General features: G+C 43.1%; 16 protein-coding genes. 8 read left to right on the forward strand and 8 right to left on the reverse strand.

Features of this window, described 5'->3' with window-relative positions; genetic code table 11:
* Nucleotides 1-264 precede the first annotated feature (264 nt).
* Nucleotides 265-2,007 carry a GGDEF domain-containing protein gene (locus ACEN2L_RS06805; RefSeq protein ID WP_441742745.1) on the reverse strand — a complete coding sequence of 581 codons (1,743 nt, stop codon included), beginning with the start codon at nt 2,005-2,007 and terminating at the stop codon, nt 265-267.
* Nucleotides 2,008-2,426: 419 nt separating this feature from the next.
* Here ACEN2L_RS06805 and ACEN2L_RS06810 point away from each other — a divergent pair, with 419 nt between their 5' ends.
* Complete coding sequence (locus tag ACEN2L_RS06810; RefSeq protein ID WP_441742747.1) at nt 2,427-2,876, forward strand: DUF4174 domain-containing protein; 450 nt, start codon at nt 2,427-2,429, stop codon at nt 2,874-2,876.
* Between the two features lie 49 nt (nt 2,877-2,925).
* On the forward strand, nt 2,926-3,819 hold the full coding sequence (locus ACEN2L_RS06815; protein WP_441742749.1) for a dienelactone hydrolase family protein: 894 nt from the start codon (nt 2,926-2,928) through the stop codon (nt 3,817-3,819).
* 7 nt (nt 3,820-3,826) lie between these two features.
* On the opposite strand, the gene ACEN2L_RS06820 is transcribed toward ACEN2L_RS06815, so the two are convergent.
* The 5 genes from ACEN2L_RS06820 to fadB form a co-directional block, all read right to left on the reverse strand.
* Nucleotides 3,827-5,731 (reverse strand): putative bifunctional diguanylate cyclase/phosphodiesterase, encoded by a 1,905-nt coding sequence (locus ACEN2L_RS06820; protein WP_441742751.1) that lies wholly within the window; start codon nt 5,729-5,731, stop codon nt 3,827-3,829.
* A gap of 119 nt (nt 5,732-5,850) precedes the next feature.
* Nucleotides 5,851-6,717, reverse strand: a complete 867-nt coding sequence (locus tag ACEN2L_RS06825) for an ADP-polyphosphate phosphotransferase (RefSeq protein ID WP_441742753.1) — start codon at nt 6,715-6,717, stop codon at nt 5,851-5,853.
* A 90-nt stretch (nt 6,718-6,807) separates the two neighbouring features.
* Nucleotides 6,808-7,515 (reverse strand): hypothetical protein, encoded by a 708-nt coding sequence (locus tag ACEN2L_RS06830; protein WP_441742755.1) that lies wholly within the window; start codon nt 7,513-7,515, stop codon nt 6,808-6,810.
* Nucleotides 7,516-7,695: 180 nt separating this feature from the next.
* Nucleotides 7,696-8,859 (reverse strand): acetyl-CoA C-acyltransferase FadA, encoded by a 1,164-nt coding sequence (gene fadA, locus ACEN2L_RS06835; RefSeq protein WP_306022668.1) that lies wholly within the window; start codon nt 8,857-8,859, stop codon nt 7,696-7,698.
* A 21-nt stretch (nt 8,860-8,880) separates the two neighbouring features.
* Nucleotides 8,881-11,049 carry a fatty acid oxidation complex subunit alpha FadB gene (fadB, locus tag ACEN2L_RS06840; protein ID WP_441742757.1) on the reverse strand — a complete coding sequence of 723 codons (2,169 nt, stop codon included), beginning with the start codon at nt 11,047-11,049 and terminating at the stop codon, nt 8,881-8,883.
* 242 nt (nt 11,050-11,291) lie between these two features.
* Here fadB and ACEN2L_RS06845 point away from each other — a divergent pair, with 242 nt between their 5' ends.
* The 3 genes from ACEN2L_RS06845 (at nt 11,292) to ACEN2L_RS06855 (ending at nt 15,283) form a co-directional block, all read left to right on the forward strand.
* The gene (locus tag ACEN2L_RS06845; RefSeq protein WP_441742759.1) at nt 11,292-13,268 is read left to right on the forward strand and encodes a transglycosylase SLT domain-containing protein; all 1,977 of its coding nucleotides are present in this window, start codon (nt 11,292-11,294) and stop codon (nt 13,266-13,268) included.
* 120 nt (nt 13,269-13,388) lie between these two features.
* Nucleotides 13,389-14,270 carry a universal stress protein gene (locus ACEN2L_RS06850; protein ID WP_441742761.1) on the forward strand — a complete coding sequence of 294 codons (882 nt, stop codon included), beginning with the start codon at nt 13,389-13,391 and terminating at the stop codon, nt 14,268-14,270.
* 245 nt (nt 14,271-14,515) lie between these two features.
* A complete protein-coding gene (locus ACEN2L_RS06855) occupies nt 14,516-15,283 on the forward strand; it encodes a substrate-binding periplasmic protein (protein ID WP_441742763.1) in 768 nt (255 codons plus the stop codon).
* Between the two features lie 23 nt (nt 15,284-15,306).
* Here ACEN2L_RS06855 and ACEN2L_RS06860 read toward each other — a convergent pair whose 3' ends face one another.
* Nucleotides 15,307-16,173, reverse strand: coding sequence for a LysR family transcriptional regulator (locus ACEN2L_RS06860; RefSeq protein ID WP_441742765.1), 867 nt, complete (start codon nt 16,171-16,173; stop codon nt 15,307-15,309).
* 158 nt (nt 16,174-16,331) lie between these two features.
* Here ACEN2L_RS06860 and ACEN2L_RS06865 point away from each other — a divergent pair, with 158 nt between their 5' ends.
* Together ACEN2L_RS06865 and pepQ are read left to right on the forward strand one after the other, a co-directional pair.
* Nucleotides 16,332-17,456 carry an S-(hydroxymethyl)glutathione dehydrogenase/class III alcohol dehydrogenase gene (locus ACEN2L_RS06865; protein WP_441742767.1) on the forward strand — a complete coding sequence of 375 codons (1,125 nt, stop codon included), beginning with the start codon at nt 16,332-16,334 and terminating at the stop codon, nt 17,454-17,456.
* Between the two features lie 175 nt (nt 17,457-17,631).
* Nucleotides 17,632-18,951 (forward strand): Xaa-Pro dipeptidase, encoded by a 1,320-nt coding sequence (pepQ, locus tag ACEN2L_RS06870; protein WP_441742768.1) that lies wholly within the window; start codon nt 17,632-17,634, stop codon nt 18,949-18,951.
* Between the two features lie 50 nt (nt 18,952-19,001).
* On the opposite strand, the gene ACEN2L_RS06875 is transcribed toward pepQ, so the two are convergent.
* Complete coding sequence (locus tag ACEN2L_RS06875) at nt 19,002-19,736, reverse strand: substrate-binding periplasmic protein (RefSeq protein ID WP_441742770.1); 735 nt, start codon at nt 19,734-19,736, stop codon at nt 19,002-19,004.
* Nucleotides 19,737-20,160: 424 nt separating this feature from the next.
* Here ACEN2L_RS06875 and ACEN2L_RS06880 point away from each other — a divergent pair, with 424 nt between their 5' ends.
* Nucleotides 20,161-21,099: an SPFH domain-containing protein gene (locus tag ACEN2L_RS06880; RefSeq protein ID WP_306022255.1), complete on the forward strand. Its 939-nt coding sequence runs from the start codon at nt 20,161-20,163 to the stop codon at nt 21,097-21,099.

The following is a 21,099-nucleotide window of genomic DNA, read 5'->3' on the forward strand; positions in this document are numbered from 1 at the left end:
ACAAGACGGTTTCAAGGGTGCGCAGTTTACCGAACCAGACTCATTTTAATAGTCTGCTCAGCAAGACACTTGCTGCTATTTTATACAGCACTGTTCACACAGCTTTACGACTTTCGACACTATGGTAAACAGGGTGTTGACGGATTGTTATCGCGCCCGAAATTTGCCAAGGCACTCATGTTGAACGAGCATAAATAAGGGCTAAACTTAGGCGGTTAAAAAGGCGGAAAACAAGGGTTGAAGCAGCAAAGAGATGCAAAACATTCAGCATACTAGCTGATTACGCCCACGTTCTTTTGCCATGTAGAGATTTTCATCGGCACGACTGATAAGCCCTTGCAAGCTAATGTCGGTATTCGGGTCAAATTGTGCAACCCCCATTGAAAACGTCACGTTTTCGCTATCGGGTAAACCAATAATTAGCTGCGAATTTAAGGCTTCACGCAGGCGCTCAAATGCAGACTTAATTGCCCCTTGGCTGCCATGTTGAAATACTATCAGCCATTCTTCACCGCCATAGCGTCCAAAGGCATCCGTACCTCGCAAATTCTCTTTACACACTTGCGCGAACGCTTTTAGCACATTATCACCGGTATTATGACCAAATTTATCGTTGATCACTTTAAACTTGTCTATATCAATAATAGCGATGGTTAAGGTATTTTTTTCGTCCTGCTGCGCGTTGTCAAATATGCGCTTAGCGTGCTCAAGAATATACCGCCGGTTTGGCGACGACGTCAGTGGGTCAACAAATGCCATCGCCTTAAAACGATTACTGTGTTTAATCTTCGTCATCAAGATCCACAGCATGAAAAGCAATAACACTACGGTTAACGCAATGACTAACAGCCAAATGTTGGCTTGCTTTTTTTGCTGCTCGATAGTTAATGAGTTCAGTTGATTTTGCATGCGCAAGGCAGCGTTTTGCTCTTCTGTCAGTTGAGACTCAAACTGCACTTTATATTTTTGAATTTCTTTTTCTTGCTCTAAGATTTTCAATTCACTCATTAGCTGTACGTTCTTTTTCAAGGTTTCAAAGGCCAAAGCATGCTCACCTTGTAAAAACAGAGCATCTGCCAGCACCGCGTTGTATTTAACTTGATTATAAGGGTCATCTAAGTTGGCGAGGAGCATTGCTATTTTTTCTATCGTTTGCATGGCACGAACATCATCCTTTAATCCCAGATAACACTTACTCAGCCCGATTAAAATAACAACTTGACGGCGATAATTACCGGTTTCTACAAATTTTTCATAGCTTTTTTTATACAACTCAATGGCAGTTTGCCATTCTTCGTTTACCGCAAAAATATCAGCCAAGGCTGCTTGCGAATAGGCGATACCGCTCTCATCTTTCAATGAGACACTCAGTGCTAATGCAGCCTCGTGATTACGTAAAGCCTCCACTAAATCCTTGCTCTCAAAGTAGGCTTCGCCGATATTATAATAAATAATAGATGCTCTAAAAACATCCCCTTGTTTGTTAGCTATATCGATGGCTTCTTGGAAATATTTAACCGCGGATTCGAAGTTTTTGAGCGAAATATTGATGCTGCCTAGCATATTTAGCACCCCGCCTAGCCCCTCTAAATCATTGCTCTGTAAATACAGATCGTGAGCTTTATTTAACGATAAAATTGCCCCTGTCCAGTTAGAAAGCACGATTTGACTTCGGCCAACCTCACTGTAGATATCTGCAGCAAGACGCTTGTCCTCAATCTTTACAGCCTCCTCAAGAAGATAAAGTTGTTTTGTCACCGTGACCTTGGTGTTGTCATGAAAAGACAGTGAATTAAGCTCAAGAAGATCAAGTCGAATAAGGTTGTTGCCACTGTTAAGTAACTTTGCCTGCTGTTTAAGAGACTTAAGCTCAGCCGACGAAATACCAGATTCATCCAGTTTATGGAGCAACTCAAATTTAAGTACATTGGCGGTCAAATTGGCTAATTGCCAATCGTTATGAGTGCTTTTTTGGATATAATTTTGTGTCTGGGATAATTTATCCACAGGTGACTTGCCCGCGTTATTACGTAAAGCCTCAAGCTCTTTAAGAAGCTGAGTTTCATTAAAAAATTCAGTATTCGCATATCCTTTAAGGCAAATAAAAAGGTGGCAACCGAGGATTAAACAACATAAGAATTTCGATGATATTTTCACTATTCCGTATCCAATTTAGTCCACCCAACACCTGTATGGCATGCCACTACACTAACCCCTCATATTTTTACTCTGGCGAGTTAGCATTACCCGTAAGTCCTATCTGTGTAGCAATAACAATATTAGCTTATATAACCAACAGGATTTATCTACTCATTTACCTTATTTTAGCTAACACTAAGAGTTATGGGACTGAAAGTTTGGTGAATTATCTTTTCCTTGATACTTAATAAATAACGCCATACTGTAAGTCATAGGTACAAAATAGCATGGTAAAACCTGACATGAAAATTCCCCGTAACCTTAGCGCTTATTTGTGTCTCTGCACTGCTTCATTCTCGTTCAATATTGCAAATGCACAGCCGCAAACTATAGATACTTTAGAAGCATTAGCATGGCAAAATCGGCTTATATTGCTAAACGGCAGCGTGTTACCAAAAGAAACCATGACTCTATTAGCTACAGAAGACGCAGCTATCGCTGAACGTGAAATAGTTTGGTTTTGGCTCGACGGCGAGCAGCTCGATAGCAATTTTATCAGCCCATTATCTATTACCGCTAAACAACAAATACGCAATGAACTTATTAGCTCCAATGTTGTTTTGATTGGTAAAGATGGTGGAATAAAATTACGCCGCCAAACGTTTACACTTGCCGAGGTATTGCAGCGTATTGATAGCATGCCTATGCGCCAACAAGAGATGCAAAAGCACAATTGATCTTTTCAACTCAATACTCGTTTAGATCAGGCTTAACGGAGATCAAAATATGCGCAACAAAAATGTAGCAAAAATTCCACAACAGGCCTTTGACTGGTATGACGAATATGCCCATGGCGATATCGATCGCCGTACTTTTTTGAGCCGCTTAGCCTCTTTATCGGTGGTAGGTTTGACTTTAGGCACGTTAACGCAAGCGTTAACACCTAACTACGCATTGGCTGAGCAAGTGTCTTTTAATGACCCAGATATCACAGCGCAATATCATGAGTTTTTGTCACCTCATGGTCATGGGAAAGGTCGTGGCTATTTAGTGACGCCTAAACAACTAGACAAAAAGTTACCTGGCGTGTTGGTTGTGCATGAGAACCGCGGACTCAATCCCTATATTGAAGATGTCGCGAGGCGACTGGCTAAACAGGGATACATTGCATTTGCGCCAGACGCGTTATTTCCAGTGGGAGGTTATCCTGGCAACGACGACGAAGGCAGAGCCCTGCAACGTGAACTTGAGCGCAGTAAAATTGAACAAGACTTTATTGCTGGCGCTGGATTTTTGAAAAACCACGAGCTAGCCAATGGCAAATTAGGCGTAGTAGGATTTTGTTTTGGTGCTTACATCAGTAATTATTTGGCCGCGGCAGTGCCTGAACTCATTCATGCCGCCGTCCCTTTTTACGGTACACCGGCAAGCGACGACTTAGTTAAACACGTAAAGGCCCCTATCCTCTTACAATTTGCCGAACAAGACAAACGGGTTAACGATACGTGGCCACAATACAAATCTGTACTAGAAGCCAACAAGGTTAAGTTTCAGGCTTTTACCTACCCCGGCACTCAACATGGTTTTCACAATGATTCTACTAGTCGATATGATGCAGCGGCCGCAGAACTTGCGTGGGAGCGCACGCTACACTTTTTTGCCAGCCACTTAGTCGGGTAAGAAAAACTTAACGCAGAGTAAACTGTTCAATGTTAGCAGGGCGATAGAAATAGTAGCCCTGCATGTGTGTGCAACCTAGTGCTAATAACAAATCTTTTTGCTCTTCGCTTTCCACCCCTTCAACGGTGCAGCTAACATTGAAGCTTTCGCACAAGGCGAGTATGGTTTTAACAATGCCCTGACTGCGTTGATCAACATGTAAGTTGTGTACAAAACTACGGTCGATTTTTAGGGTATCAAATGCTAATTTATGCAAATAACTTAAGCTTGAATAACCCGAGCCAAAGTCATCAAGGGCTATTTTGAAGCCCATTTGTTGTAATTCTCTGGTGATGTTGGAGCAATGTTCTAAGTCCGACATCATGGTGGTTTCGGTTATCTCAAACTGCACTCTGGAGCTGGCAACTCCATGCTTATCGAGAATATGTTTGAGTTGAACCAATGTTTTACGATTAATCACGTCGTGTACCGATAAGTTAAAGGATAGGTACAAGGGTTCCGGCCATAAACTCAGTTGTTGGATAGCTTGTTCAAATAAGCTGAGCGTGATTTCAGTGACGATACCGGTTTTTTCTGCAATGGCAATAAACTGGTCGGGTGGAATATGGCCCAACTCACTGTGGAACCAGCGAGCTAAAGCCTCTAAACCCACTATTTTTCCGGTATTGCCATCCACAATAGGTTGGTAGTGCAAGGTCATTTGCTGACTACTGACGCTTTGGGTTAAGGCTAATTCGACTTGTGATTTTTGCCTAATAAGTTGCTCGTGTTCTGTAGAAAAAATAATAGAGCAACCTCGTGCCCTGCTTTTTGCTTCATACAAGGCAAAGTCTGCTCGATCCATTAATTCATCGGCGGTGTTACCTGCTTCTGGGTATATGGCAAAACCACATGAACCGGATATTTGAACAAGGCCGGTGCGCATAGTGAAAGGTTTCTGTAGTACTTCGGTTATCCCTTTACCTAAGAGTTGGATTTCTTTGTGATCCGTACTGTGGTCAATCACTAAGGCAAATTCGTCACCGCCGATTCTGGCTAACATAATGTCCTTTGGCAGCAATTTTTTGAGTCTAGCGCTGACTTCCGTCAACACTCGGTCACCTGCTGCATGGCCATGTATATCATTGACCGGCTTAAACCCGTCTAAATCAATTAACCCCACTATAAAACTATCTTGCTGATTTTCATCGGCTAATTTTTTATTTAAAAAGTTGGCAAAACTGCGCCTATTTGCCAACTTAGTCAAACCGTCTTGGTTCGCTAATAATTCATTTTGCGCATTCAGTTTTCGGGTTTGCCTATTTTGGAGTTCTAAGGTTTGTTTGGCGTCAATAACACTAGAAAAGGCGCGGTAATAACTCAGGGTGATCATGACTAATACCGCTACGACCATGATAAAATTACTAGCAATAGCAATAAACACCGGCTCGCCTGAAGACGTGAAAAATATCACAAAGGGAACGCCGACTGTCACTGAGGCTGACCACGCGGCAGCAGGCAAGTGAATCAAGCAAATAATAATTCCGATGACCGTGATGGATAGATAATAAGCCACATGGGACTGCAGCGCGAAATCCCCATATTGATATAAGGTATAGGCCCACCACGAGAAGCCTATTCCCATAACATTAGCGAAAAACACCGTCATTCTTATTTGATGTATTGCCTGCTCTAAACTGAAAGTGAGATTTTTAAATCGATACCAGCGAATAGCCCGCGTAACACAGGTTACACACAAAAATGCCGAAACATAAATAGTCAAATAATCGGGTGCAATCGCATAATGGGTGTAAGCCAAACTAAGGGAGTTGACCAGTAATATGGCATACAACAAAGGGACTTTTGTAATGAGTTCATTAAATTGCGCAAAGACAACTTGCGGGCTTCTCGCCCCGCCATCCGCCAAGCGCATCAGGTACTTTAAGATTTTAATAAAGACTCCAATTCCATTGTGTCGACGCCACTAAACCGTGCTACATATTAACAAAAGTACAACAATTATCCGCCAGTTGTAAACGTTATACTCTCCTGCTAAGCGAGTTTTTTCCGGAACTTTTCTAATTCCGCAATGCGCTTTTCGTCACTAACTGGATAGTGCATATCCAAAGATTTAAATGCTTCAACGATTATTTTAGCTATGATGATACGAGCATTTTTTTTATCGTCTGCTGGGATAATATGCCAAGGCGCATTATCGCTACTGGTAGCGCTCAAGCAGGCACCATAAGCTTCCATGTATTTAGGCCAAAATTGTCTTTCTTTGATATCAGCTTCACTAAACTTCCAATTTTTATTTGGATTATCAATGCGTGCAAGAAAACGTTGACGTTGTTCTTCTTGGGATAAATGCAAAAAGAACTTCAAAATTGTAGTGCCATTTCTATTTAAGTGCTGCTCGGACTGCACGATAGATTGATAACGCTCTTGCCAAATATGGTTAGTGTCCAATTTTTGGTCGGGAATACGCTGACTTTCAAGAATTTCAGGATGCACTCTTACAATTAATACCTCTTCATAATAAGAGCGATTAAAAATGCCGATGCGACCGCGCTCTGGCAGTGCCTGATTAGTACGCCACATAAAATCATGATCAAGCTCGGTGGCGGTTGGATGTTTAAAACTGGTGACCTGACAGCCCTGAGGGTTAATCCCCGACATCACATGACGAATTGCTCCATCCTTACCGGCGGCGTCCATAGCCTGAAAAATCAATAACACCGAGTGCTCATTGGTGGCATACAACAGACGCTGTAACTTACTTAATTTCTTAATCTGTTTTTTCAGTTTTTTATGATAATGTTTTTTAGAGTCATATAAGGCTTCGGTTAAGGTTGGCCATTGGCTGAGATCGCACTCATGCCCCTCTTTTACCCTAAAGTCGCTGATATCAAATTTCATTATTCATCCTGCGTGAGAGTCAAAAAGTAGTGCTACCAGTGAATACCTATCAAGCGAGATTTACAAGTCATGGTTTACCCTCAGACGGCCTTATTTAACACGACGTTTAAGACGAAATGAATGAAACAACAACACAATGCCAGTGATAGTAAAGAGTAGGGCACTGGCCGAAAAACCAATGAGCAGTGGATTATTGATATTCTCTCTTTCATCATAATCCATAATATGCAGCATCCAGAAGAAATCAAAAATGCGCCAAATGTCACTGCGCACTTTTACCACTTGCGCTGTGCTAGGTGATACATACAGGGTTGTTGTCCACGCATCAGTAAACTCGACCGACCAAATAGGCTCATTAGCTTTACCCACCTCTTGAGGTGACTGCTCAAGTAAAGTAACCATTTTTATTACACCAGAGCCCAAATAATGTTGTTGCGCAATGTGTCCAATGGTGTCGTTGTCAAAATGTGTTAGGTATTCACCGGTTTGCGCATCGTAGGCTCGCTGCCCTTTTGACGTATCAAACAAATATACCGGACGCGCTAAGATTGACCTGTAGTGAATAGCATGGATCAACGCTGGCGTGTCTTTAACAAGCGCGTCAAGGGAGTAGGTGTACTCATGCAATTTAAAGGGATTCGCTAAGTGCAGCGTGGCTAAATGTTTGCCATGCACTTTCTCTAACGGAATCGCGCTCATGACCAGACCACCCAGTATCCAAAACAGTAATTGAATGGCTAACAATAAACCCGCCCATTTATGGATAAAACGGGCAACTCTTAGTACTTTTCTATTCATGAAATAACAGCGCAATATCCTTAATGACGCTACTTTACTGTAAATAGTGAACGATGTGCACTGGCATTACAATGCGCCTTACTAGCAAGGTATATTGTGACTGAAAACCTGATTAAACTATCCGATGGTATCGGGCACAAAAAAGGCGCCGTAGGCGCCTTTTTTATCATGTTATAAGGTTTATACCCGTTCAAACACCGTGGCAATACCTTGGCCTAAGCCGATACACATGGTGGCCAAACCAATCGTTTTATCTTGCGCTTCCATCAAGTTAATCAAGGTGGTGGATATACGCGAGCCAGAACAACCCAATGGGTGACCAAGTGCGATAGCTCCACCGTTAAGATTGACTTTATCTTCATAGGTATCAATCCAACCAAGCTGTTTAATACACGACAAGGCTTGCGCGGCAAAGGCTTCATTAAATTCAGCAAGTTCAATATCAGCCATACTCAAACCCGCACGTTGCAGGGCTTTTTTGGTGGCTGGTACAGGTCCGTAACCCATGATCGCCGCATCACACCCTGCGACCGCCATTGAGCGAATTTTTGCACGCGGTTTTAAACCCAAGGCTTTAGCGCGCTCAGCAGACATTAACAACATGGCTGATGCGCCATCTGATAGTGCGGAAGACGTTCCTGCGGTGACGGTGCCATTAACTGGATCAAATACCGGACGTAAGGTCGCCATAGTTTCAACGGTTGATTCAGGACGAATCACTTCATCAATATCAATGAGCTTTAAAACGCCATCAGCATCATGGCCTAGGGTAGGCACGATCTCATTAGCCCAACGACCTTCAACAGTAGCAGCATGGGCTTTTTGATGTGAACGCGCTCCAAAGGCATCTTGCATCTCACGAGTAATACCGTTTTGACGACCTAATAACTCAGCAGTCATACCCATGCTGCCAGAGGCGCGTGCCGCGTGCAGAGCAATACCTGGGTGAAAGTCTAAGTTAAAGTCCATGGGTACGTGGCCCATGTGTTCAACCCCACCAATCATATACACGTCACCACGGCCACTCATGATGCCACTAGCTGCATCATGTAAGGCTTGCATGGATGAACCGCATAAACGGTTTACTGTGACGGCGGCGACAGTGCGGGGAATGTCCGTTAACAACTGTGCATTACGAGCAATGTTAAAGCCTTGCTCTTTAGTTTGTTGTACACAGCCCCAAATAATGTCTTCAATTTCGCTTGGATCAAGTCCAGGGTTACGTGCGACTAACTGACTCATCAAATGAGCTGACAGTGTTTCAGCTCTAACGTTACGGAAAATCCCACCCTTAGAACGACCCATTGGGGTACGAATACAATCGACTATTACTACTTCTTTCATGTTCTGATCCTCAGGTTGGGATTATGCTGATTTAACATCGGCGGAAAAATACGATTTACCGGCATCGGCCATAGCACGAACACCATCAGTAATCTGATAAATAGGGCCTAAATGCGCATACTTATCGGCCATAACGACAAATTTATCTAAGCCTAATGTTTCAATGTAACGGAAAATACCACCTCTAAAAGGAGGGAAGCCCAGACCATACAACAAGGCCATATCCGCTTCTGCTGCACTAGCAACAATACCTTCTTCTAGACAACGGATCGCTTCATTAGCCATGGGTACCATCACGCGAGCAATAATTTCGTCAGCGTCAAACTCACGTTTATCCGCACAGTGGCCTGCAAACAATTCGTAGGCTTCTTGTGCTGCGGCCTTAGCGGGACGACCTCGTTTGTCTACGCTGAAATTATAGAAACCTTTACCATTTTTTTGACCCAAACGCTGCGCCTTGTATAACAAAGTAACCGGGTCGTTTTCAATTTTTTGCATGCGCTGTGGAATACCATCTGCCATCACACTAGAAGCGTGATCAGCCGTGTCCATACCCACAACATCAAGCAAATAAGCAGGCCCCATCGGCCAACCAAAGACTTTTTCCATGACTTTATCAACAGCAGTAAAATCAGCACCGTCCATGACTAACTTGCTAAAACCGGCAAAATAAGGGAACAAAACGCGATTCACCAAAAAGCCTGGGCAATCATTCACAACAATAGGGGTTTTACCCATGGCTAGTGTGGCAGCAACAACGGTTGATATGGTGTCTTGTGAAGTATTTTCGCCACGAATAATTTCTACTAATGGCATTTTGTGTACAGGGTTGAAAAAGTGCATACCGCAAAAACGTTCTGGCTTTTTCAAACTCTTAGCTAACTGATTGATTGAAATCGTGGAGGTGTTTGAGCAGATGACGGTATCGTCGCTGACATGTTGTTCAGTCTCGGCTAAAACAATACCTTTGACCTTCGGGTTTTCAACCACGGCTTCGATGACGAGATCAACATCTTTTATCGCACTGTATTCTAGCGTAGGCACGATATTGTTTAGAGTCGACGCCATGGTTTTAGCATCAACCTTGCCGCGTTCCATGCCTTTACCGAGGATTTTGGCCGCTTCTTTCAACCCTAAGTCTAAAGCAGCTTGATTAATATCTTTCATGATAACTGGCGTGCCTTTGACCGCCGACTGATAAGCAATCCCACCACCCATGATGCCTGCACCCAATACCGCCGTTTGCTTGATGGCTTTGGTGGCGGCTTTAGCTTGTTTTTTACCTTTAGACTTGACTAATTGGTCAGCTAAAAAAATCCCCACTTGGGCCTTAGCTGCATCGCTCTTAGCCAACGTAGTAAAACCTTGGTTTTCTAGTTTCAGGGCACCATCGCGATCTAAACCTGCTGCTTTTGCAACGGTATCTACCATCATATGAGGCGCAGGGTAGTGCTTACCTGCTTGCGCAAACACCATGGCTTTTGCTGTTGAGAAGCTCATCATGCTTTCATTTTTGTTTAACTTAAGCGGGGCTTGTTTCTGCGCGCGGCGCGCTTGCCAATCAAACTTACCCGCAATCGCATCTTTGAGCATACTGAGTGCGGCATCTAACAGTTTATCTGGGGCAACAACCGCATCTACTGCGCCTTCAGCCAATGCTTTAGCTGCTTTACGATCACGGCCAGTGGTCATCCACTCTAGTGCATTATCGGCACCAATTAAACGCGGTAAACGCACGGTTCCGCCGAACCCTGGCATCAAACCTAATTTTACTTCGGGTAAACCGATACTTGCTGTGGTATCCGCCACACGTAAGTCACAGGCTAAGGTCATTTCACAACCGCCACCTAGAGCAAAACCATTAACCGCGGCAATAGTTGGGAAAGGTAAATCTTCAAAATGATCGAAAACCTGCGACGTGTGGGCAACCCAAGTGAGTATTTCTGACTCAGGCATATCAAATAAACCAGTGAATTCGGTAATATCAGCACCAACAATAAAGGTTGATTTTGCTGAACGCACTATGACCCCTTTTACGTCTGCTTTAGCTTTTAATGCTTCAGTAGCTTCGGCCAATTCAGTCACTGTCTGTCGATCGAATTTATTTACTGAGCCTTGAGCATCAAATACAACTTCTGCAATACCATCTTGCAACAAGTTAACCTTAAGGCTTGAACCTGCATATATCATTATTATCTCCTGTGGCTTAAGCCAGAGCGATGAAAAGAAAAGTGAATACCACTTCTCGGTGTAGGGTGAGGCTGATTCTTATTAAAGATTGTACAAAGATCAACCTAACTTTTAACAAATAAGCTGCAACATACTAACATGTGGGTAGTTAACTTCTTTTCAACTGGTCATTCCAGTTAAATCTGACATTTTTTACAATTTATCTAAAATAGCTAGGCAGTAGCGGGTATTAATTTGCTAAGATGAGTTTCGGTTTTTATTCAACCAATGGTATGACAGTAAAAATTATTTTTCCTTTTGTCCTCAGTTTTACCCTCCTAACAACGCTTGTTACTGTTGTGTGTGCAGCAGAGCCAAACACGCAAAGTAAATTAGAATTACAGCGGGCTTACTTTTTAGAAGCGGAACGCCTGGCAGACCAACCTAATAGTAATCGTTTCAAAGCATTAATGCTTGAACTGGCTGATTATCCACTCAAGCCTTACTTGCAGCAAAAGTCGCTTATCGCTTTTCCTTACATGGCTAACCGTAGCATGATCGAACAGTTTTTAACTGACTATGCTGGCTCCCCCCTTGACCGCTCTTTACGGGCCAAGTGGTTAAATTACTTAGGACAGAAAAACCAAGCAGATATATTTTTAGCCGCTTATCGCGATACTGGCGATGCCGAGCTGGCTTGTCAAAAAGCTGAATTTATGTTGGCCAATCCCAATCAACAAGCAGAGGCTCTCAAACTCATTGAGCAGCTTTGGGTAGTAGGAGAATCACAACCCAAAGCCTGCGATAAGGTGTTTTTAGCATGGCAACGTTTAGGTATGCGCACTGACGAATTGGTGTGGCAACGTTTATCGTTAGCGGCAGATGGCGGCAGTACCACCCTGATTCCGTATTTAAAATCTTTGCTGCCAAAAGAACAACAGTATTTAGCTGATCTATGGTTAAAAGTGAGACGTTCACCTAGCCAAGTGAGCCGTATATCGAATTTTCCAGGGCGCAATCTAGCGTACGAAACGCAAATAATCACTTACGGTTTAACCCGCCTCGTTTGGGATAATCGTGATCTTGCACTAACCAGTTGGCATAAACTGTCCACTCGATTTGAGTTCACTCAAGAGCAGCAGCAAAGCATTGCCACCAAATTTGCACTTGCTTTAACTATCATCGACCATCCCGATGCAGAAGAATGGTTAGAAAGAGCCAGTGCAACCAGTCAAGACGAAGAGTTAGTGCGGTGGCATCTAGCCCATATATTGCGGGAAAAAGACTGGAAACATGCTTTAGATGTGATTGAGTTTGCCCCAGACATTCTGACCAAAGATTATTTGTTCCAGTATTGGCAAGCGAGAGCTTTTGATGAAATGGGCGCGCCGCAACAAGCCAAGCTCAATTATGAAAAAATAGCTGATCATCGTCACTATTATGGCTTTATGGCCAGCGGTAAATTAGCTCGCCAAACCAATTTAAACAATACGCCATTGGTTTATAGCCAACAAGAATTAGACTCAGTTGCAACTATGCCGGCTGCTCAGCGAGCCTTTGAATTTCGTGAGTTAGGACGTAACGTTAGTGCGAGACGAGAGTGGTTTTTTCTGCAATCGCAACTCAGTGATGAGCAACTTAAAATTGCTGCAGTACTTGCCGATCAAAAAGGGTGGCACGACCAAGCGATTTTCACTTTTTCAAAAGCGGGATATTTAGATGATCTACCACGACGTTTTCCCATGGCTTTTGATCAAACGTTAAAAATCAATGCCGAGAAAAATAATATCGACCCAGCGTGGGCGTTTGCCATTGTGAGACGAGAAAGCTCCTTTATGCCAGATGCAAACTCAGGCGCCGGAGCGAGAGGATTGATGCAAGTAATGCCTAGTACCGCGCGTTATTTGGCTAAAGAAAAATTCAACAGCTCGCGCTTGTTCGATCCAGAGACCAACCTTGAATTGGGAACCCAATACATGCGTTATTTAATGGACAAAATGGATAACAATCCTATCCTAGTCACTGCATCGTATAATGCTGGCTGGCGCCGGGTACAAAACTGGTTGCCAGAAAAAGACAGTATGCCGATGGATTTATGGGTTGAAACCATCCCGTATAAGGAGACCCGTAATTACGTAAAAGCGGTGTTGGCATACCAACAAATTTACCGTGAGCAATTAGGTCACCGCGAGAATCGCTTTAAAGAACTCGCCAACATGCAAATTTTACCCAAAAGCTAAACCTGACGTTTTATTGTTTTAACTCAAGTTTATCTTTAGAAATCATTGTTATACTCAAGTTCAAGAGATAAGTATGTGGTCACCCACAACGTGAGCGAAATTTAAAAAATAAGGGCCTGTATGAAAATCGATTCTATTTTAGTCATCGCCGACAAACAAAATGCTGAACAAAAAGCCTTGTTACACAGCGCAAGTATGGCTGCTAAATTTGGCGCCAGTTTGCATATTGTCGCTTTTATTTATGAAGACCTGGCCAGTCTTGCTAAAGAGTTGGATAGCACTCAAGTTGACGACATCAAAGCTAAATTACTGCTCGCTCATCAACAATGGCTAAACCATAAAATAACCGAGTTAAAAATCGACGCAAACCTTACGTCTGAAGTGGTATGGGAAAAGGACATCAGCCGCTGGGTCAAGCAACAAAGTAAAACCACACACTATGATTTGATTGTCAAAACCGGACACCGCAGTGAAGGCGCATTTTATGTGCCCACTGATTGGCATTTAATGCGTAATGGTGTAACACCAGTAATGTTGGTTGCAGAAAAAAAGTGGCGCAAAAAACGCGCTATCATGGTGGCCCTAGATATGGCGACTCAAGTCAAATCGAAACAAGCGCTCAACCAAAAATTAGTTGATGCCGCAGCAACACTTGGCACAATCACCGGCATGCCTGTGCATTACTGCTGTAGCGTAGCGATATCGCCAGTATTAAAAGATTTAGGCTTAATTGATAAAAATAAAACCCTGAAAAGAGCCAAAGAATTATACATGCCTGCCTTACAAAAAATGCTAGGGGAGAATGCGGTATCCACTGAGCAAATTCATATAAAAGCCGGCGATGCGAGTACCGTAATTCCAAGCCTTGCCTCTAAAGTGCAAGCTGAACTGGTGGTAATTGGAAGCGTAGGGCGCAAAGGTGTGAGAGCCAAACTTATGGGTAATACCGCTGAGAGTGTTTTAGCCTTACTCAAAACGGATGTGTTGATCATTCAACCCTAGAGAGTGATAACGCCTTACAAGGCAAGAGCAAATAACAAGGTTCAACTTTGCAGCCACATTCTTCTATTTGCTGTTTTCGCGGGTGATTTTGCGCTGTGATCATCCCATGCATGTTACGCACCCAGCAAAACGGGAACGACCCACGCGCAATTGTTAGATTTTATAATACGTAACTTTGCACTTTTTGCTTCACCTGCGTATAAATATACCATAATGCATGAAGTTTTTGCTCAGGAGCACGATGCTTGCAAACTAGCTTAAGGTTTCTTTTCATAGGTCTTTCACTTTACTTTTGGTTACCTGCGTCTCAGGCTAAGACTCAAGACATACCTGGCACAATTATATTAGCAACAACTGATTGGTGCCCCTACGCTTGTGAAAAAGAGCCAATTAAAAAGGGCATTGTGCATGATTATATAGAGCACCTTGTCGCCCAACAAAATCGTAATCTAGAATTGGTTTTTCTTCCTTGGGCCAGAGCCGTTCAAGAAGTTAATAATGGTAATAACCACGGTTTGTTGACTGCGGTTCCCGCTGAAGCGCCAAACTTATTATTTACTCGCCAACCCCTCATGGCCTATCAAATGTGTTTTTACGGCTTAGCTGATGCCACTTGGCGTTACCAAGGTCATTCTTCTCTGTCCTCAACTATTTTTGGGGTTATGGCAAACTACGGCTACGGCGAACCCTTAGACAGCTTTGTCAGTAACTACCGCAATACCAATGTGGTAAAACTGGCAGGCAGTGACGGCTTAGAACGTTTAGTGGCAATGCTTGAGAAAGGCCGACTAGACTCATTTGTTGCAGATTCACATGTTATTGATTGGCATTTAAAACAAAGACAAAAAGCCCCCTTTCAATCCTTAGGTTGTTTATCACAAAATCCATTTTATTTAGCACTTTCACCTAAATTACCCTGGGCTGCTGAGTTTCTTGCTTCGTTAGATAAGGCATTGGCAGATACCAAAAATCGTGCGTGGTTGGCGCAGCAAATCAAAATTCAATATCAATAGGGCCTTTGTCCAAAGTGATTCGTTTATTTTAAATGCTCGCTTAAATAATCCACCAGCAAGCGTATTTTGGGCGACAGGTGGCGATTTTGTGGATAAACCGCCCAAATACCCTCATCAGGCTCACTGAATTCATCTAACAAGACAACTAAATCTCCACTTTGCAAGTGGGTTTCAACATAGTAGTGAGGTAATTGCACAATGCCTAAGCCTTTTAACGCCGCATCCACCAAACCAAAACCACTGTTGTAACGCAGGGTCCCACTGACTCGAATGTGTCGGTCTTTACCTTTTTCTTTAAATCGCCAGTAATCTAAGGTTCCCAGTAAACAACTGTGGTTGTGCAAGTCAGACAGTGAAACAGGGCTGCCGTGTTGTGCTAAATAGCTCGGTGATGCACACACATAATTGGTACGCTGGCCGAGCATTTTAGCCATTAGGGTGGAATCCACTAACTTGCCCAACCGTATAGCCAGATCGTAGCCTTGCTCTAATAAGTCGAGTTTGTCGTTACTTAGATTAACGGTAATTTGTACCTCTTCATATAAACTCATAAAGTCATTTAGTAAGGGTAAAATATGCCGTTCACCGTAAGTAACTGGTGCTGTCATCTTAATTTTACCTTGCGGCTTCACTTGCAAGTTGGTGATAGCCTGCTCTGCAGCCTCTAAACTGTCTACAAGGCCACGGCAATGGCGATAAAACAGACGCCCTTCTTCTGTCAAAGTGACCTTTCGCGTGGTGCGATAAAAAAGTCTTGTTTTGAGGCGCTTTTCAAGTTCACTGATTTGGCGACTGACCTGGGCGGTAGAGATCCCCATTTGCTGCGAAGCCTTGGTAAAGCTTTGTGTTTCAGCCACAGACACAAATTCACTGATCCCATCCCAAGCCATGATTATTACCTATATGTAAAACTGAATTACAATTACACGATATTATCATCGATTAAGTAACAGATATAATAGTCACTCACTTATCAAGTTTGATGAAAATCGTTAACGCTTGGTCGTCACCTGCAAACCAATCTTTTTTTAATTACACGAGATACATAATGTCTGAGCAATTTATAAAATCTAGAGCCGCCGTTGCCTGGGGACCCAATCAGCCTTTGTCCATAGAAGAAGTGGATGTAATGTTGCCCAAAAAAGGTGAAGTGCTGATTAAAATTCTCGCTTCTGGGGTGTGTCATACTGACGCGTTTACGTTGTCAGGTGAAGATCCAGAAGGTTTATTTCCTTGCATATTGGGCCATGAAGGTGGCGGTATTGTTGAACAAGTCGGTGAAGGTGTAAGCAGTGTTCAAGTTGGCGACCATGTTATTCCTTTGTACACACCGGAGTGTGGCGAGTGTAAATTTTGTTTGTCGGGTAAAACCAATCTTTGCCAAAAAATCCGCGCAACTCAAGGTAAGGGTCTCATGCCCGATGGTACGACTCGTTTTTACAAAGATGGCAAACCCATCTTTCATTATATGGGCTGCTCTACCTTTTCTGAATACACAGTATTACCTGACATTGCCTTAGCTAAAGTCAATCCTAACGCACCCTTAGAAGAAGTCTGCTTATTAGGTTGCGGTGTTACCACTGGTATGGGCGCAGTAATGAACACTGCCAAAGTAGAAGAAGGTGCAAGCGTGGCTATCTTTGGTTTAGGCGGCATTGGTTTATCAGCTATCATTGGCGCAACCATGGCGAAAGCCTCACGCATCATTGCCATTGACATTAACGAAAGTAAATTTGCCCTAGCCACAAAGTTAGGTGCAACTGATTGCATCAATCCTAAGAACCTAGATAAACCCATTCAAGACGTAATCGTTGAGATGACGGACGGTGGAGTGGATTATTCATTTGAATGCATTGGCAACGTGAACGTGATGCGTTCAGCGCTAGAATGCTGCCATAAAGGCTGGGGTGAATCAGTAATAATTGGGGTTGCCGGTGCGGGTCAGGAAATATCTACGCGCCCCTTCCAGTTAGTCACGGGCCGAGTATGGCGTGGCTCTGCTTTTGGTGGTGTTAAAGGTCGTTCAGAATTACCCGATTATGTTGAACGTTATCTGCAAGGCGAGTTTAAATTGCATGATTTTATCACTCACACCATGCCACTAGACAACATTAACCATGCTTTTGAGTTGCTTCACAAAGGCGAAAGTATTCGCACCGTCATTCACTTCTAATTCGTGGGTGGAAGCTAAACGAGCACTTTAGCCCTTACTGATTAACAGTCAGGGCTAAGAGTCTCAATAGTAAATATATAATGACAGCCTAAGCTTATTTGTCTCAAGCCCAGATGCAAGTCACCTAGCGCGTATGGTAGGCTATGGTCAATTAAGATTTAGAAGAGATTTTTGCATGTCTGTGTTTGCGCAATCCTACCCTCAACATATTCAAGAATTGCAGCATCGTACTCGCGATGCCTTAGCCCGTGAAGGAATCGACGGTTTGATTATCCACTCGGGCCAGGGAAAACGTCTGTTCCTTGATGACAATAATTACCCTTTTCACGTAAACCCGCAGTTTAAAGCGTGGCTACCCATCGTTGATAACCCCAATTGCTGGTTAGTTGTAAACGGTGTCGATAAACCTAAGTTGATTTTTTATCGGCCCAAAGATTTTTGGCATAAAGTGCCTGCGAAACCCAGCGCATTTTGGGTCGATCAATTTGATATTGTGTATTTAACTCAGGCTAATTTAGTTGAAAAACACCTGCCATTTGATAAAAGTCGTCATGCTTATGTAGGCGAATACATTGAAGTCGCTAAAGCCTTAGGGTTTGAGCTGGTCAATCCTGATCGTGTCATGCACTACTTGCATTATCAACGCGCTTACAAAACCGACTATGAATTGCACTGCATGCGCGAAGCGAATCGCTTGGCGGTAACCGGCCATCGCGCGGCAAAAATAGCATTTGAGCAAGGCCTAAGCGAATTTGAGATCAACTTGGCTTACCTAAGCGCTGTAGGGCAAGGTGAAAATGAGGTGCCTTATAACAGTATTGTGGCCTTAAATGAGAATGCCGCGATACTGCATAATATGCAGGTAGACAAAGTGGCGCCTGCGCAAAGTCGTTCATTTTTGATTGATGCTGGCGCCAGCTTTCATGGTTATGCGGCAGACATCACGCGAACCTATACCCAACACGCCGGCGTGTTTGCAGAACTTATTAAGGCCATGCATAAACTGACTTTAGCGTTAGCTGAAGAGCTTAAACCAGGCATTGCTTACACAGAGATCCATTTAAGCGCTTACCGACAAATTGCTAAGATGTTGGCAGATTTTGGTATCGTTAACTTAAACGCAGACGATATCGTGGCACAAGGTATTGTAAGCACGTTTTTTCCGCACGGCATAGGGCACTTTTTAGGACTGCAAGTGCATGACGTAGCAGGCCATTCTGCAGACGATTGGGGTACACCTAATCCACCACCACAAGCCCATCCTTTTTTACGTACCACTCGTTTAGTTGAACCCCGCCAGGTTTTTACCATTGAACCGGGTTTATATTTTATTGATAGTTTACTGGCCGATTTAAAAGCCACTGAGCAGTCTAAATTTATCAACTGGGATGTGATTGACACACTTAAGCCTTACGGTGGTATTCGAATCGAAGACAATATTGTGGTGCACCGAGAACGCAATGAAAATTTAACACGAGATTTGGGTTTGAACTAAGTATGCCTTAGCTAAATTAAGTCAATAAAAGGGGCGAAGCTGCCCCTTCCTTACGGCTTAACGTGGCCTTCTTCAAGCATAATTTGCGTTAAGGTAGCATCGATGACTGGCATATCTACGGTTCCTTTGCGAAAAGCCAAATAAACTGGCAACTCAAATTCTGATACGACAAATGAATCGATATTATGCTTAAATGAACTACGTTCTAATAAAAACCGCCCCACTTCATCGTTTAATACGGAAGCATCAACTCGACCAGTAGTGAGAATTTCCAGTAAGGTTTCATTTGAATCTAAATAAATGATGGTAGCTTGGCCAAGACCATATTTATTTAATACGTGTTCATCTAATGGAATGCCTCGTAGCACCGCAACGACTTTGCCAGCCAAGTTTTTCTGTTGTATTTGCGCATTCTGTTTTGCATAAAATACTGCGTATTGCGTCACATGCAAAGGGTGAGCGGTATAGTCTAAAAACTCAGACCGTCGCTGATTATAGGCGAGTGAAAAAATACAATTATATTGGTCTTTTTCAATTTCAAGTTTGACCCGACCCCATGGAAAATTAAGCACTGTCAGATGCCAATTCAATCTACTGGCCAACTGATTAAGGTAGTGCATATCTCGCCCCACAAAATCACGTTGTTTTTCACGGTAAATGGTGTAAGGCGGATAATGTGTAGTGAGGCATACCATCTCTTTTACTGTGTCGTCTTCAGCAATTGCAGGCCAAGCACAAAGCATCAAGTAAGGTAAAAATAGTAGAATGAATTGTTTAATACCCATTAATTCCACTTAGCAAGTACAAAATAGAGTGTCATCCTGATACCCAAAACTAATTAACAAAACAGGGAGCATACCAGTCACGCCCTGTACAAGAAAAAATATGCTCAATGAAGGAAAAGAGCCGCTATATTGAAAATGGTAACAGCTTTCACCACACAGGTCATTGCGCGCTTTATCATTCAGCAACTAAACCTAATTTAGTGACGCAAAATCTACACTTTGTTTACCTACTTTTTATCTCGAAGATCAAACGATGAACTCAAAGTAATGCCGCGACAACCGCTTCTTTCACGCGTCAGAAATTTATATAAAATTGAACAATCTTTATTGCTCAAATATACGTTATGCTTAGTTGAATTAATGTGTAATTGCACAGATAGTAAAATCGTGGCTGATCGTGCCACCCGCTGTAAGGAAGAATGACATGGAATTAATATTCGAATATCTATTGAGCCCACAAACCTTAGTTTTGGTTTTTGTAATTGTCCTACTAAAAACATCTATTAAATTTGTGCCACAAAACCGTGCCTATGTGATTGAGCGATTTGGTAAATATCAATCAACCAAAGAAGCAGGACTGAATTTTATTTTGCCCTTTGTTGACCGTATTTCAGCTGACCGCTCGCTTAAAGAACAAGCTGTAGATGTACCAGAACAAAGTGCTATCACCAAAGACAACATATCCTTGCACGTCGACGGCGTATTGTACTTTAGGGTGCTCGACCCTTACAAAGCCACCTATGGCGTAGACGACTATGTGTTTGCTGTTACTCAACTTGCCCAAACCACTATGCGTTCAGAGTTGGGTAAGATGGAGCTAGATAAAACCTTTGAAGAGCGTGATATTCTTAACACCAATATTGTTGCCGCCATCAATCAAGCCTCAGGCCCTTGGGGCATTCAAGTACTGCGTTACGAGATAAAAGACATTGTACCGCCACATTCTGTGATGGAAGCCATGGAAGCACAGATGAAAGCTGAGCGGGTAAAACGCGCACAGATCCTTGAATCAGAAGGTGACAGACAAGCTGCCATTAACCGCGCTGAAGGTCAAAAAGCCTCCGTCGTATTAGCTGCTGAAGCCGATAAAGCCGAAGCCGTGCTGCGTGCTGAAGGTGAGGCGAAGGCAATTATTGCGGTAGCCACGGCCCAAGCCGAAGCGTTACGCCAAGTAGGTGAAGCTGCTGCGACGGAAGAAGGCCAAAAAGCCATACAACTCGATTTGGCCAGCAAAGCGATTGAAGCCAAACGCGCTATTGCCAAAGAATCATCTGTGGTGCTTTTGCCCGATGGAGGAACCGAAGCGGCGAGCATAGTAGCGCAAGCCATGACCATCATTAACACCTTAAATAAAAAGGTTTAA

This window comes from Flavobacterium sp. W21_SRS_FM6 (assembly GCF_052119645.1).
GTDB lineage: Bacteria > Pseudomonadota > Gammaproteobacteria > Enterobacterales > Alteromonadaceae > Paraglaciecola.

Excerpts from the sequence above, each read along its gene's own strand:
- ACEN2L_RS06810 (WP_441742747.1), top strand. The coding sequence starts at position 2,427 with ATGGTAAAACCTGACATGAAAATTCCCCGTAACCTTAGCGCTTATTTG.
- ACEN2L_RS06815 (WP_441742749.1), top strand. The coding sequence starts at position 2,926 with ATGCGCAACAAAAATGTAGCAAAAATTCCACAACAGGCCTTTGACTGG.
- ACEN2L_RS06820 (WP_441742751.1), bottom strand. The coding sequence starts at position 5,731 with ATGCGCTTGGCGGATGGCGGGGCGAGAAGCCCGCAAGTTGTCTTTGCG.
- ACEN2L_RS06825 (WP_441742753.1), bottom strand. The coding sequence starts at position 6,717 with ATGAAATTTGATATCAGCGACTTTAGGGTAAAAGAGGGGCATGAGTGC.
- ACEN2L_RS06830 (WP_441742755.1), bottom strand. The coding sequence starts at position 7,515 with ATGAATAGAAAAGTACTAAGAGTTGCCCGTTTTATCCATAAATGGGCG.
- fadA (WP_306022668.1), bottom strand. The coding sequence starts at position 8,859 with ATGAAAGAAGTAGTAATAGTCGATTGTATTCGTACCCCAATGGGTCGT.
- fadB (WP_441742757.1), bottom strand. The coding sequence starts at position 11,049 with ATGATATATGCAGGTTCAAGCCTTAAGGTTAACTTGTTGCAAGATGGT.
- ACEN2L_RS06845 (WP_441742759.1), top strand. The coding sequence starts at position 11,292 with ATGAGTTTCGGTTTTTATTCAACCAATGGTATGACAGTAAAAATTATT.
- ACEN2L_RS06850 (WP_441742761.1), top strand. The coding sequence starts at position 13,389 with ATGAAAATCGATTCTATTTTAGTCATCGCCGACAAACAAAATGCTGAA.
- ACEN2L_RS06860 (WP_441742765.1), bottom strand. The coding sequence starts at position 16,173 with ATGGCTTGGGATGGGATCAGTGAATTTGTGTCTGTGGCTGAAACACAA.
- ACEN2L_RS06865 (WP_441742767.1), top strand. The coding sequence starts at position 16,332 with ATGTCTGAGCAATTTATAAAATCTAGAGCCGCCGTTGCCTGGGGACCC.
- pepQ (WP_441742768.1), top strand. The coding sequence starts at position 17,632 with ATGTCTGTGTTTGCGCAATCCTACCCTCAACATATTCAAGAATTGCAG.
- ACEN2L_RS06875 (WP_441742770.1), bottom strand. The coding sequence starts at position 19,736 with ATGGGTATTAAACAATTCATTCTACTATTTTTACCTTACTTGATGCTT.
- ACEN2L_RS06880 (WP_306022255.1), top strand. The coding sequence starts at position 20,161 with ATGGAATTAATATTCGAATATCTATTGAGCCCACAAACCTTAGTTTTG.